The sequence below is a fragment of the Methylobacterium sp. 77 genome, from assembly GCF_000372825.1.
In the GTDB taxonomy this organism is placed as follows: Bacteria; Pseudomonadota; Alphaproteobacteria; order Rhizobiales; family Beijerinckiaceae; genus Methylobacterium.
The window spans coordinates 3,989,303-4,001,862 of sequence record NZ_KB910516.1 but is presented as its reverse complement, the minus strand read 5'-3'; the positions used below and the strand labels follow the sequence as shown (position 1 = coordinate 4,001,862).

The window sequence follows — 12,560 nt, the reverse complement described above, 5'->3', positions numbered from 1 at the left end:
GGGCGATCCTCATGCCGACGGTCTATTTCGACCCGAGATCGTCCAGGGCGAGGTTGAGCGCAAGCACGTTCACGCGGGGCTCGCCGAGAATGCCGGCGAGACGGCCCTGGATCGCGGTCTCGACCAGGGCGCGCAGGCGGGCCTCCGGCACGGCGCGGGCCCTGGCGACGCGCGGCACCTGGAACAGGGCGGCCTCGGGCGAGATGTCCGGGTCGAGGCCCGATCCGCTGGTGGTGACGAGATCGACGGGGACGGGCCGTTCTGGGTTCTCGACCTGCCTCGCATCGAGATCGACTTTCACGCGGGTCGCGAGGTCCGCGCTGGTCGGGCCGAGATTGGAGCCCGAAGAATTCGCCGCGTTGTAGGGCGCCGGCACGGTCTTGGCGGCATCGGCCGGGTCGGCGGCGGTGGTGGCGGAGGGCCGGCCCTGGAAATAGCGCTCGCTGGTGAAGGACTGGCCGATGAGGGCGGAGCCGACCGGGCGGCCGTCGCGGAGCACGATGCTTCCGGCAGCTTGGGTTGGGAAGATCACGGCCGCGAGGCCGGTCATCGCCAGGGGATAGGCGAGGCCGGTGAGGGCGGTGAGCGCGACGATGAGGACGAGGGCGGGACGAAGCTGGGTGAGCATGGGATTCTCGCGTGGTGGCGGGGAGTGGGTTCGGGCTCCCCTGTCCCGGACGCCCGGAGCGTCGGCGGACGGTTCGGCTGCCTCTCGCTCTCAGGCGAGGTGCAGGGCGGTGACGGCGAGATCGATGGCCTTGATGCCGAGGAACGGGACGACGAGGCCACCGAGGCCGTAGACGAGCAGGTTGCGGCGCAGGAGCGCCCCGGCCCCAACCGCCCGGTAGGTGACGCCGCGCAGGGCGAGCGGGATCAAGGCGACGATGATGAGCGCGTTGAAGATGATCGCCGACAGGATCGCGCTCTGGGGCGAAGCGAGGCCCATCACGTTGAGCGCCTGGAGCTGCGGATAGAGCCCGAGGAACATCGCCGGGATGATGGCGAAGTACTTCGCCACGTCGTTGGCGATGGAGAAGGTGGTCAGCGCGCCCCTGGTCATCAGGAGCTGCTTGCCGATGCCGACGATCTCGATGAGCTTGGTCGGGTCGGAATCGAGATCGACCATGTTGCCGGCCTCGCGGGCGGCCACCGTGCCGGTATTCATGGCGACACCGACATCCGCCTGGGCGAGGGCCGGCGCGTCGTTGGTGCCGTCGCCGCACATGGCGACGAGCTTGCCCTGCGCCTGTTCCTTGCGGATCAGCGCCAGCTTGTCCTCCGGGGTCGCCTGCGCCAGGAAATCGTCGACGCCCGCCTCCGCCGCGATGGCGGCGGCGGTCATCGGGTTGTCGCCGGTGATCATGACGGTGCGGATGCCCATCCGGCGCAGTTCCGCGAAGCGTTCGCGGATGCCGCCCTTCACGATGTCCTTCAGAGTGATCACGCCGAGCAGCCGGCCGTCGCGGGCGACGGCGAGCGGCGTGCCGCCGGCCTTGGCGATCTCCTCGGCGATGGACCGGACCTCGCGCATCTCCGGGGACTCGGTGGATGGCTCGTAGGCGATGGCGGCGTTCGAGCCGCGGCTCGCCATGGGCGGCTGCCCGACGCTGGCCACAATCGACTCGACCGCGCCCTTGCGGATCGACGAGCCGTCGAGATCGACGCCGCTCATACGCGACTGCGCGGTGAAGGGGACGAAGGTGGCGGCGAGGCTCGCCATGTCGCGGGCGCGGATTCCGTATTTCTCTTTGGCGAGGACCACGATGGAGCGGCCCTCGGGAGTCTCGTCGGCCAGCGAGGCGAGCTGGGCGGCATCGGCCAGATCCTGCGCCGAGACGCCGCGCACCGGGCGGAACTCGGTGGCCTGGCGGTTGCCCAGTGTGATCGTCCCGGTCTTGTCGAGAAGGAGCGTGTCGACGTCGCCCGCCGCCTCCACCGCCCGGCCCGACATCGCCAGCACGTTGAAGCGCACGAGCCGGTCCATCCCGGCGATGCCGATGGCCGAGAGCAGCGCGCCGATCGTGGTCGGGATCAGCGTCACGAACAGGGCGACGAGGACGATGAGCGGGATCGCGCCGCCGGCATAGGAAGCGAAGCTCGGAATCGAGGCCACGGCGAAGACGAAGATCAGCGTCAGGCCAGCGAGCAGGATGTTGAGCGCGATCTCGTTCGGCGTCTTGGCGCGCGAGGCGCCTTCCACCAGGGCGATCATGCGATCGACGAAGGTCGAGCCGCTGGCGGCCGAGATCCGCACGGTGATCCGGTCGGACAGGACCTGGGTGCCGCCGGTGACGGCCGAGCGGTCGCCGCCGGATTCGCGGATGACGGGGGCGGATTCGCCGGTGATCGCGGCCTCGTTGACGGAGGCGATGCCGGCGATGACTTCGCCGTCCGAGGGGATGATCTCGCCGGTCTCGACCAGCACCACGTCGCCGACCCGGAGATCGGTGGCCGGCACGATCTCGTAATCCGGGTTGTTGCTCTGCAGGTCGTTGCCGGCGCGCAGGCGCTTGGCGCCGGTCTCGGTGCGGGTGCGCCGCAGGCTCGCGGCCTGGGCCTTGCCCCGCCCTTCGGCCAGGGCCTCGGCGAAGTTGGCGAAGACCAGGGTGAACCAGAGCCAGAGGATGATCTGGCCGGAAAAGGCCAGATCCGGGGCGCCGGTGGCGAGGTCGCGGGCGAACAGGATCGTGGTCAGGATCGCGACCACCTCGACCACGAACATGACCGGGTTGCGGATCATCGCGCGCGGATCGAGCTTCTTGACGCTGCCGACGAGCGCCGGCCCGACGAGGGCGGCGCTGAACAGGCTGGAGGAGGAGGGGCGGGTCATGGGAGACTCTGAGGTCGGAGGAGTGGCGATGGGCGGCCGGTGGGCGCGGTCACCCCGTCGCGGCACGCTCGACGAGGATGAGCGCGGCGGAGAGGGCGAGCAGCCCGAGGAGGAGGACGCCGCCGATGGCGAGCACGATGTCCGAGGCGCGGGCCTCCCCGGCCGGGACGCGGCTCGCGGCGCGGGGTCGGGGCCGATGGCGGCCGACCATCCGCGGCGGCATGGCGTGGCGCATCGCTAGCCTCCCGCCCCGAAGGTCTGGCCGGCGGCGCCCGCCAGATGTTCGACGATCGGCCCGAGGGCGAGGGCCGGGAAGAAGGTCAGGCCGCCGACGATGAGGATCACCCCGACCAGCAGCCCGACGAACAGGATTCCGTGGGTGGGGAAGGTGCCGGCGGAGGCCGGCAGCGTCTTCTTGGCCGCCAGCGACCCGGCGATGGCCAGCGCCGGCACGATGACGAAGAACCGGCCGAACAGCATGCCGATGCCGAGGGTGGTGTTGTAGAAGGCGGTGTTGGCCGTGAGGCCGCCGAAGGCCGAGCCGTTATTGGCCGCCGCCGAGGTGTAGGCGTAGAGGATCTCGGAGAATCCGTGCGGGCCGGCATTGGCGGGCCCCGCGAGGCCGGAGGCCACCACGGTCGCCAGAGCGGTGAAGCCGAGCATCATCAGCGGCAGGCACAGGATGGCGAGCATCGCCATCTTGACCTCGCGCCCCTCGATCTTCTTGCCGAGATATTCCGGCGTGCGCCCGACCATGAGGCCGGCCACGAAGATCGTGACGATGACGAAGACCAGCATGCCGTAGAGCCCGGCGCCGACGCCGCCGACGATGACCTCGCCGAGCTCCATGTTGATGAGCGGGATCATGCCGCCGAGCGCCGTGAAGGAATCGTGCATGGCGTTGACCGCGCCGCAGGAGGCGGCGGTGGTGACCACCGCGAACAGGGACGACGCGACGATGCCGAAGCGGACCTCCTTGCCCTCCATGTTGCCGCCGGCGAGATGCAGGGCGTTCAGCACCGGGCTGCCGGCGCTTTCGGCGACATAGACCACGGCGATTCCGGAGAGGAACAGCGCCCCCATCGCGCCGAGGATCGCCCAGCCCTGGCGCTCGTCGCCGACCATGCGGCCGAAGACGTTGGTGAGCGCCGCGCCGATGGCGAAGATCGACACCATCTGGACGAAGTTCGAGAGCGCGGTGGGGTTCTCGAACGGATGCGCGGCATTGGCGTTGAAGAACCCGCCGCCATTGGTGCCGAGCATCTTGATCGCCACCTGGCTCGCCACCGGCCCGAGCGCCAGGGTCTGCCTGCCGCCTTCGAGGGTCGTCACCTCGAGAGAGGGGGCGAGCGTCTGCGGGATGCCCTGTAAGACCAGGAACAGGGTGTAGACGATGCAGAGCGGCAGCAGCACGTAGAGCGTGGTCCGCGTGAGATCGACCCAGAACGACCCCACCGTCCTGGCCGAGGCGCGGGAGAAGCCGCGCACCAGGGCGATGGACAGGGCGATGCCGGTGGCCGCCGAGAGGAAGTTCTGGTGCGTCAGCCCCAGCATCTGCGTGAGATACGACAACGTCGTCTCGCCGCCGTAGGACTGCCAGTTGGTGTTGGTGATGAAGCTCACCGCCGTGTTGAAGGCGAGATCGGGCGCCACCGCCCCCTGCCCGGCCGGGTTGAGCGGCAGCACATCCTGGACGCGCAGGAGCCCGTAGAGGGCGAGGAAGCCGAACACGTGGAACAGCAGCATCGCGCCGGCATAGGCGAGCCAATGCTGTTCCTGGGCGCGGTCGATCCCGGCGAGGCGATAGAGCCCGCGTTCCATGGGCGCGATGACGGGCGACAGGAACGTGCGCTCGCCCGAGAAGACGCGGGTCATGTAGCCGCCGAGGGGCTTCACCAGCGCCAGCACGACCGCGCCGAAGAGCGCGATCTGGATCCAACCGTTGAGACTCATGATTGTGGCTCCTTCAGAACCGCCGGTCAGAACCGTTCCGGGCGGACGAGGGCGTAGGTGAGGTAGGCGAGCAACCCGAGGGTCACGAGGCCGCCGAGGGCGAGATCGAGGGTCATCGGAGCCCCCTCAGAGCCGGTCGCACAGGGCGGCGTAGCCCGCGCTCAGGGCGAAGAAGGCGAGGCCTCCGGCGAGGAACAGGATGTCGGGCATGGGACGGGCGGTCTCCGGGCATCGCGCCGGCCAAGCCCCGCCTCCCGCAACGGGAACGGCGCCCGCGACGGCGTCTCCGCCGCGGGGTATCGGGCCTGCCGACGAGCGATCCTCGCCGGGATGCGCGGAGGAATGCGAGTGAGGACGCCGGCCGATTTTATAAGGATGTCATCAAGATCGGCAGGCCGCCTGCGCACGAATGGTGTCGAGAAAAACTGGCGCGGCGCGGTTCAGCGATAGACGCCGACCGGTCTCGTCCCGATCGAAGACCCCTGACTGGCCGATCCGAGACTCCGCAATGCCGAGGGCATAGGGGCATCAGGCCAGTCTGTACTTGTGCACTATTGAACGGCGCTGTCCGAATCGAGATTTTTTATATTTCCGCCGATAGCCGTATCGAACGGCTCCTCCCGGTCGGTCATGGCCAAGTCGATCTTGGCCATGTCGATCTTAGATTCACAATCGGGAACCCTTCCTACAATGGATGGCAGATAAATTCCCGCGTCACACAGCCTATAGGGCAACTCTTGCCGATCATCGGGAATTTATTTCCGACCGACGATCGACAAACATCAATAATGGTAAGACAAATCCCATGATAATTGGCACACTCATTGCTTTCCTCCTTTAAAAGGAGGTTCCGTCATGAAGATCGACACGATTTCAAGCAGACTGGACATCAAGTGGCTCAGCGACGCTGGGTCGGCGGTGAAGGTCTCGAGTGACGTCACCAGAGCATTCAGGGAGCCCATAGATCTCCCGCCGGTCGGCAAAGTCAGGGCCGACAACGACCCATCCAAGTTGTATGCGACCATCCAGAAAGACGGAAACGTGATTGCGACTTTTTATACGAGCGGCTTGATGGTCACGCCAAACAACGTTTCTTTGCCGCAGAATTTTGTCGTCGACGGTAGCGGTCTTTCTCTGGCGGACTCGCGCATACGACAGATTCTCGATCTGCACGGTGGCGAGGTGCAATACACACACGCCCAGCAAGCCCGGAGAAACACGATGAACGCGGCGACCCTGTTTGCGGCACATCTTGCAGGGCAATAGGCTGATGAGCGGACCTTTCGAAAGTCCCTCTCCGAACGCGGCGGCGGCATGATGGCCCGATGCCGTCGGCATCGCGGAGGCTCCGATGTCGGCCAGGGGGCTTCGATCGGGAGGAGCGCTTCCGCGTCCGCGCGACAACGGCGACACGTCACAGGCCTGAGAGAGGTGACGCGCTGGCGTGCCAACGCAAACCGGCTTAGCCGCGCAGGGCGGAAAGGGAACGGCGCTGGCGGCCCTCGTCGTCGAAATTTCCGGGCGCGAGCCAGGCCTCGAACGCATCCCGCAGGCGGGGCCATTCCGTGTCGATCACCGAGAACCACGCCGTGTCGCGCGAGCGGCCCTTGGTGACGATGGCGTTGCGGAAGATGCCCTCGAAGGTGAAGCCGTAGCGGAGCGCCGCCGCGCGGGAGGGCGCGTTGAGGCTGTCGCATTTCCACTCGTAGCGGCGATAGCCGAGGGCGAAGGCGCGGCCCATCATCAGCGCCATCGCCTCGGTGCCGGCCGGATGTCGGGCGAGCCCCGAACCGAACTGGATATGCCCGACCTCGATGCAGCCATGGGCCGGCTCGATCCTGAGATAGGCCGCCACGCCGAGCGCGCGCCCGGTCACGGCATCGAGGATGGCGTGGTGCATCGGGTCGCGGCTCCCGGCGATCTCCGCCAGTCTGGCGCGATACAGCGCCTCGTCCGCCGGCGGCTCCCCCGGCAGGTAGGTCCAGCGCGCCGGATCCTGCGCCAGGGCGGCGAAGAGGTCGCCGGTATGGCGCTCGGCATCGAGCGGCACGATCCGGCAGAACCGGCCCTGCATCGTGTCGCGCGGCGGGATCGGCGGCGGGGTCCAGGCCGCGACGACCGGGCCGACCGGCTGGCCGTACTCGTTCACACGCCCGCTCATGCCCGCTGTCCCATCCCGTCGACGAGATCCGCCATCGCATCCGCTCCACCCGCCTCCCGGCGCAGCCCGGCCGCGACGCCGGCCCGGTCCGCCTCCGAGCGGTTCTGGCTGACCTTCCATTTGCCGCTGAGCCGCGCAATCGGAATCTCGATGCCGACGATCCCCCGGATCTGGGCCGTGGTGTAGGCCGGCGGCGCGTCCGCCACCGACCAGGGCGCCTCCCGCCCCGCCTCTCGCAACCGAGTCAGGTCGTCGATCTGGCGCCGCAGCCAGGCCTCGTCCTCGATCACGCGCGGGCGCCCCCACACCTGGACGGTGGCGTAGTTCCAGGTCGGCACCACCTTCCCCGTCTCCCGCTTCGTCGCGTACCAGGACGGCGTGACGTAGCGGTCCGGCCCCTGGAACACGACGAGGCATTCGGACAGCCCGTCGAGATCGCGCCAGTGAGAGTTGGCGCGGGCGAGATGAGCCCGGAGCGTGCCGACCGAACCCGTGCCTTCGGGGCCGTCACGCTGATCGAGGACGAAGGGAACCGGGTTCGCGATCAGCCCGCCGACACCGGCGCTCACCAGCAGGCCGAGCGGGAAGGCGCGGATCAGCGCGGCCTGCGCCTCGATATCGTCGGTCCGGAAATGCGGTGGCTCGTACAATGCGGGTCCTTGACGGTTTCGCGGTTCTCACGCCCTCTGTCGCCGAGAAGCGGATCATGCGGAAGGTCCGGTTTTCCAAAACCGACTGGACCAGTATGACCACGCGCCGGCGTCGCCCCGCACTGCCGCTCCAGCTCGACCTCGCCCCGTCGCAGGCAGGCCCGCTCCGTCGATTGGATGCGAGCCTGCATGGCCGGGTGCGCGAGGCGTTACGCGACGCGATCCTGGCGGGACGGCTGCCGCCGGGGCAGCGCCTGCCCTCGTCGCGCGGCCTCGCCGAGGATCTCGGCTGCGCGCGGGGCACGATCCTCCTCGCCATCGAGCAGCTCGTCGCCGAAGGCTATCTCACCACGCGTCCCGGCTCCGGTACCCGCGTCGCCGAGACCCTGCCCGACGACCTGTCCGTGCCGCGCAGCCCGGCGAGCCGCACGGCGCCCTCCCCCGCGACGCCGGTGCTCTCGCGCCGTGGGGCGGCCCTGGCCTCGACCTGCGGCGAGGAGAGCGACGAACCGATCCCCGATGCCTTCGCCCTCGGCCGGCCCGCCCGCGACGCCTTCCCGTTCGAGACCTGGGCGCGCCTGCTCCAGGCCGAGTGGCGCGCCGGCCCTCCCGCGCAGATCCATCCCCTCGGCGACCCGCGCCTGCGCCGGGCCCTGGCGGCCTACCTCTCGGCCGGGCGCGGGGTCGCGTGCAGCGAAGAGGCGGTGATCGTCACGGCCAGCATCCGCCAGAGCCTGCGCCTGCTGGCGGAGCTCCTGCTGGAGCCCGGCGAGGCGGCCTATCTGGAGGAGCCGGGCTTTCCCGGCCTCGGCCACGCCCTGCGCAGCGCCGGCCTGCGCACGGTCCCGGTGCCCTGCGACGCGGCGGGGTTCTCGATCGCGCGGGCGCGAAACCTGGAACCGGGCGCGCGGCTCGCGGTGGTGACACCGGCCCAGGGCCATCCGCTCGGCGCGACCATGAGCCTGGAGAACCGCCTCGCCCTGCTCGCCTGGGCGGAGGCGCGGGACGGCTGGATCGTCGAGGACGATTACGACGGCGAGTACCGCTATGCCGGCCGGCCACTCTCACCCCTCCACGCCCTCGATCGGGCCGGGCGCGTCCTCTATGTCGGCAGCGTCTCGAAGGTGCTCATGCCGGCCCTGCAGATGAGTTACCTCGTCCTCCCGGAAACCCTGGTGGCGCCCGTGCGCCGCGCCCTGACCGGCGGCGGCGGGCTCGCCTCGATCATCGGACAGGGCGCCCTCGCCCGCTTCATCGCGGAGGGTCATTTCAGCGCGCATCTGCGCCGGACGCGCCGCCTCTACGGCCAGAGGCAGGCGGCCCTGGTGGCGGCCGCGCGCGATCTCCTCGGCGATCGCATGGAGGTTCCGCCGCGCGACGGCGGCATGCATCTGGTGGCGCGCCCCGTGGCCGGAACCCGGTTCGACGACGGCCGCGCGGTGGAGGCCTGCGCCCGCGCCGGCCTCGCGACCACGGCGCTCTCGCCGCATTTTTCGGATCGATCGCTCGCCGAACAGGGCCTCCTCCTCGGCTACGCCTCCGTCCCGGAGCGCGCCATCGTGCCGGCCGTGCGGCGGATGGCGGAGGCGTTGCGGGGGATGGATGATGCCGGACCGCGATGAGCATGGCTCATCGAGAGGGCCCGCGAAACGAGAGCGCAGGCACACTTCGCCACCCTCTCATCGCGGCGCTTGGACGGTGAGAGGAACTTCGACGGACGAACCTCGCGTGCCGCCATCGGGCCGGGAATCCGACGATAGGGACCCGTCCTGAACGCCCGGTCGGGTGACATGCGCACATTCAATTTTCTTGGCCTTGGAGCCTGAAGTCGACGTTCCATCGTCGGCTTCAGGCGCAAGGATGCCAAGTTCAGAGAAATCGCAGATTGTTGCGCGTCAGCTGATCGATGGACGCGCATCCCATCAGTCGCATGTCCCGTTCGATCTCGGACTGCATCATCTGAAGCGCGCGCTCGACCCCGGCCTGACCGGCCGCGGCGAGCGGGAACAGATAGTAGCGGCCGAGGCCGACGGCCTTCGCACCGAGGGACAACGCCTTCAGCACATGGGTGCCCCGCTGGACGCCGCCATCCATGATCACGTCGATCCGGTCGCCGACCGCGTCGACGATCTCGGCGAGCTGGTCGAAGGCCGTACGTGACCCGTCGAGCTGCCGGCCGCCGTGGTTGGACAGGATGATGCCTGTGCAGCCGATCTCGACCGCGCGCTTGGCATCCTCCACGGACATCACGCCCTTCAGGCAGAACTGGCCGCCCCATTCCCGCACCATCGCGGCGACGTCGTCCCACGACAGGCTGGGATCGAGCATCTCGGTGAAGTAGCGGCTGATGGACAGCGCGCCGCCGCCCATATCGACATGCCCGTCGAGCTGCGGCAGCTTGAAGCTCTCGTGGGTCATGTAATTGATCCCCCAGGCCGGCTTCATCGCGAATTGCAGCATGCCCCCCAGGGTGAGCCGGAATGGAATGGAGAAGCCCGTACGCTTGTCGCGCTCGCGGTTGCCGCCCGTGATGCTGTCGACGGTGAGCATCATCACCTCGATGCCCGCCTGCTTGGCGCGTTGCATCATCGCGCGGTTCAGGCCGCGATCCTTGTGGAAGTAGAACTGGTAGACCTGCGGGCCGCTGCTGATGCGGCGCGCCTCCTCCAGACTCACCGTCCCGAGCGAGGACACGCCGAACATCGTGCCGAACTTGCCCGCTGCGGCGGCGACGGCCCGCTCCCCCTGGTGGTGGAACAGGCGCTGCAGGGCGGTGGGCGAACAGTAGACGGGCATGGCGAGCCTCTGGCCCATGACCGTCACCGACATGTCGATCTCTTTAACGCCGCGCAGGACGTTCGGTACGAGCTGGCACGTCTCGAAGGCGGTCGTGTTGCGCCGCTGGGTCACTTCATCGTCGGCGCCCCCGTCGATGTAGTCGAAGATCGGTCCCGGCAGGCGCCTCTGCGCCATGCGGCGAAAATCGTGGAAGCTGTGGCAATCTTTGAGTCGCATCGTGCGTCTCCACGGGTGCGCGGCGCCGGAGCCGAGAGGAACAAGAGAGGCGGGGCCGCCGGAGCGGCCCCGGGTTTAGCAGGGTCTAGGGCGTCAGTGTCGGCACGGTCGCGACCGGGACCATCGCGGTGAAGGGAGGCACATAGGCCTGCAGCATCACGAGAACGCCGACGAGACAGGCGAGCGCGATGGAATGGAAGAAAACGTAGCGCAGGATCTTGGCCTCGCCGCCGTACCATTGCGTGGCGGTGGAGGCGACGACGATGGACTGGGCGTCGATCATCTTGCCCATGACGCCACCGGACGAATTGGACGCGGCCATCAGGGTCGGCGACAGACCGAGTTGCTCGGCCGTGATCTTCTGCAAGCCACCGAACAGCACGTTCGATGCCGTATCCGATCCCGTAAGGGCAACACCGAGCCAACCCAGCATCGCGCCGAAGAACGGGTAGATCCAGCCGGTCTGCGCGAAAGCCAGACCCAGCGTCGCGTCGGTCCCCGAGTACTTGGTCACGTAGCCCAGCGCCAGCATCGCCGAGATCGTGAGCAGGGAGTAGCGCACGATATAGGCCGTGCGGCCGTACTCACGCAGCAGCTTGAGCGGGCCGAAGCCGAGGATCAGGCCCCCGAGGATGGCCGACAACAGGATGCCCGTGCCCGTCGCGGAGAGAAGGTTGAGAGTGTAGATCGCGGTCTCACCGTGCACCTTGGCGACGACCGGGGGCATCTTGAAGACGAGCCCGTGGAGGTACGGCACCGGCATCCGCCAGACCCACAGGGCGTCGAGCCAGGCGCGGAACTGCGGTGTCCCCCAGGCAAAGACAAACACCGAGAGGATCAGCCAGGGCAGCCAGGCTTTGAAGACCGTGCCGGCGCTATGGGTGTGCCGGGCCGCAGGGGCCGTTGAGGCCGCTGGCTGCGCACCGCCATCGGTCCCGCTCCAGATCCGCGCCGGTTTCCAGACGCGCAGGAAGCCCGCCAGAGCCGCCATCGAGCAGATCGCCGCGACCACGTCCACGAGCCAGGGACCGTGGAAGTTCGAGACGAGGTACTGAGGCACTGCGAAGGCGAGGCCGGCGACGAGCAGTGCCGGCCAGACTTCCAGCATTCCCTTGCGTCCGGCGAACGCCCAGATCAGCCAGAACGGAACGAGGAGCGAGAAGAACGGGAGTTGGCGCCCGATCATGCCGGAGAGTTCGAGCAGGTCGAGCCCCGTCACCGCCGCAAGGGCGATGACGGGCGCGCCGAGGGCGCCATAGGCCACGGGCGCGGTATTGGCGATCAGAGAAAGACCCGCCGCAGCCAGGGGCGTGAATCCGAGACCCATCAGCATCGCGGCGGTCACGGCGACCGGCGTTCCGAAGCCGGCCGCACCCTCGAAGAAGGCCCCGAAAGAGAACGCGATGAAGAGGAGCTGGAGCCGTCGATCCGGCGTGATCCCGGCGATCGAGTCGCGCAGAATGTCGAACTGTCCGGTCCGCTCCGTGAGACGATAGAGGAAGATGACGTTGAGGATGATCCAGCCGATCGGCAGGAGGCCAAAGGCTGCGCCATAGGCGGCCGTCGCCCCGGCCATCTGGGCAGGCATCCCGAACCCGAGGACCGCCACCGCCAGCGCCACGCCGAGACCGAGCAGTGCGGCCGTGTGCGCTTTCAGATGGGCGAGGCCGATCCCGCCGAGCAGCACGACGATTGGCAGGGACGCGAGCGCCGTCGACCAGAGCGTGTTTCCGAATGGGTCGTAGACTTGGTTCCAACTCACGGCGTCACTCCTCTCGAATAATGGACATGATCCGCGCTGCCCTCCGGACAGCCTCCTACGGTGTCCGGTGCGCGTGGCGTACGCGCACCGGACGGAGGCTGTCTGGATCAAGCCTGCTGCGAGCTCTGGATTTTTGATTAGACCAAGAGCAAGCGGTTGGTAAAATGTTTTTACCAACTCAGTCAACTG

The 12,560-nt window shown here is 68.4% G+C and carries 11 protein-coding genes; 2 read left to right on the top strand and 9 right to left on the bottom strand.

What is annotated here, in order from left to right; translation table 11 throughout:
• Positions 1-22: 22 nt before the first annotated feature.
• The 5 genes from A3OK_RS0118990 to A3OK_RS23075 form a co-directional block, all read right to left on the bottom strand.
• Complete coding sequence (locus A3OK_RS0118990) at positions 23-628, bottom strand: K(+)-transporting ATPase subunit C (protein WP_019906480.1); 606 nt, start codon at positions 626-628, stop codon at positions 23-25.
• A gap of 90 nt (positions 629-718) precedes the next feature.
• Positions 719-2,830 (bottom strand): potassium-transporting ATPase subunit KdpB, encoded by a 2,112-nt coding sequence (gene kdpB, locus A3OK_RS0118985; protein WP_019906479.1) that lies wholly within the window; start codon positions 2,828-2,830, stop codon positions 719-721.
• A gap of 49 nt (positions 2,831-2,879) precedes the next feature.
• Positions 2,880-3,065 (bottom strand): hypothetical protein, encoded by a 186-nt coding sequence (locus A3OK_RS23080; RefSeq protein ID WP_019906478.1) that lies wholly within the window; start codon positions 3,063-3,065, stop codon positions 2,880-2,882.
• 2 nt (positions 3,066-3,067) lie between these two features.
• The gene (kdpA, locus tag A3OK_RS0118975) at positions 3,068-4,783 is read right to left on the bottom strand and encodes a potassium-transporting ATPase subunit KdpA (protein WP_019906477.1); all 1,716 of its coding nucleotides are present in this window, start codon (positions 4,781-4,783) and stop codon (positions 3,068-3,070) included.
• Positions 4,784-4,809: 26 nt separating this feature from the next.
• The gene (locus A3OK_RS23075) at positions 4,810-4,899 is read right to left on the bottom strand and encodes a K(+)-transporting ATPase subunit F (protein WP_019906476.1); all 90 of its coding nucleotides are present in this window, start codon (positions 4,897-4,899) and stop codon (positions 4,810-4,812) included.
• A gap of 739 nt (positions 4,900-5,638) precedes the next feature.
• Here A3OK_RS23075 and A3OK_RS0118955 point away from each other — a divergent pair.
• Positions 5,639-6,049 carry a hypothetical protein gene (locus A3OK_RS0118955; protein ID WP_019906474.1) on the top strand — a complete coding sequence of 137 codons (411 nt, stop codon included), beginning with the start codon at positions 5,639-5,641 and terminating at the stop codon, positions 6,047-6,049.
• A gap of 196 nt (positions 6,050-6,245) precedes the next feature.
• On the opposite strand, the gene A3OK_RS0118950 is transcribed toward A3OK_RS0118955, so the two are convergent.
• Both A3OK_RS0118950 and A3OK_RS0118945 read right to left on the bottom strand, forming a co-directional pair.
• On the bottom strand, positions 6,246-6,944 hold the full coding sequence (locus tag A3OK_RS0118950; protein ID WP_019906473.1) for a GNAT family protein: 699 nt from the start codon (positions 6,942-6,944) through the stop codon (positions 6,246-6,248).
• Complete coding sequence (locus tag A3OK_RS0118945; RefSeq protein ID WP_019906472.1) at positions 6,941-7,594, bottom strand: FMN-binding negative transcriptional regulator; 654 nt, start codon at positions 7,592-7,594, stop codon at positions 6,941-6,943. Before A3OK_RS0118945 ends, A3OK_RS0118950 begins: the two co-directional genes overlap by 4 nt.
• Positions 7,595-7,689: 95 nt before the next feature.
• Here A3OK_RS0118945 and A3OK_RS0118940 point away from each other — a divergent pair, with 95 nt between their 5' ends.
• Positions 7,690-9,216, top strand: coding sequence for a PLP-dependent aminotransferase family protein (locus A3OK_RS0118940; protein ID WP_196805452.1), 1,527 nt, complete (start codon positions 7,690-7,692; stop codon positions 9,214-9,216).
• A gap of 247 nt (positions 9,217-9,463) precedes the next feature.
• Here the strand turns inward: A3OK_RS0118940 and A3OK_RS0118935 are convergent, their stop codons facing one another.
• Together A3OK_RS0118935 and A3OK_RS0118930 are read right to left on the bottom strand one after the other, a co-directional pair.
• The gene (locus A3OK_RS0118935; protein WP_019906470.1) at positions 9,464-10,609 is read right to left on the bottom strand and encodes an alpha-hydroxy acid oxidase; all 1,146 of its coding nucleotides are present in this window, start codon (positions 10,607-10,609) and stop codon (positions 9,464-9,466) included.
• Between the two features lie 85 nt (positions 10,610-10,694).
• On the bottom strand, positions 10,695-12,371 hold the full coding sequence (locus A3OK_RS0118930; RefSeq protein WP_019906469.1) for an L-lactate permease: 1,677 nt from the start codon (positions 12,369-12,371) through the stop codon (positions 10,695-10,697).
• Positions 12,372-12,560: the final 189 nt, after the last annotated feature.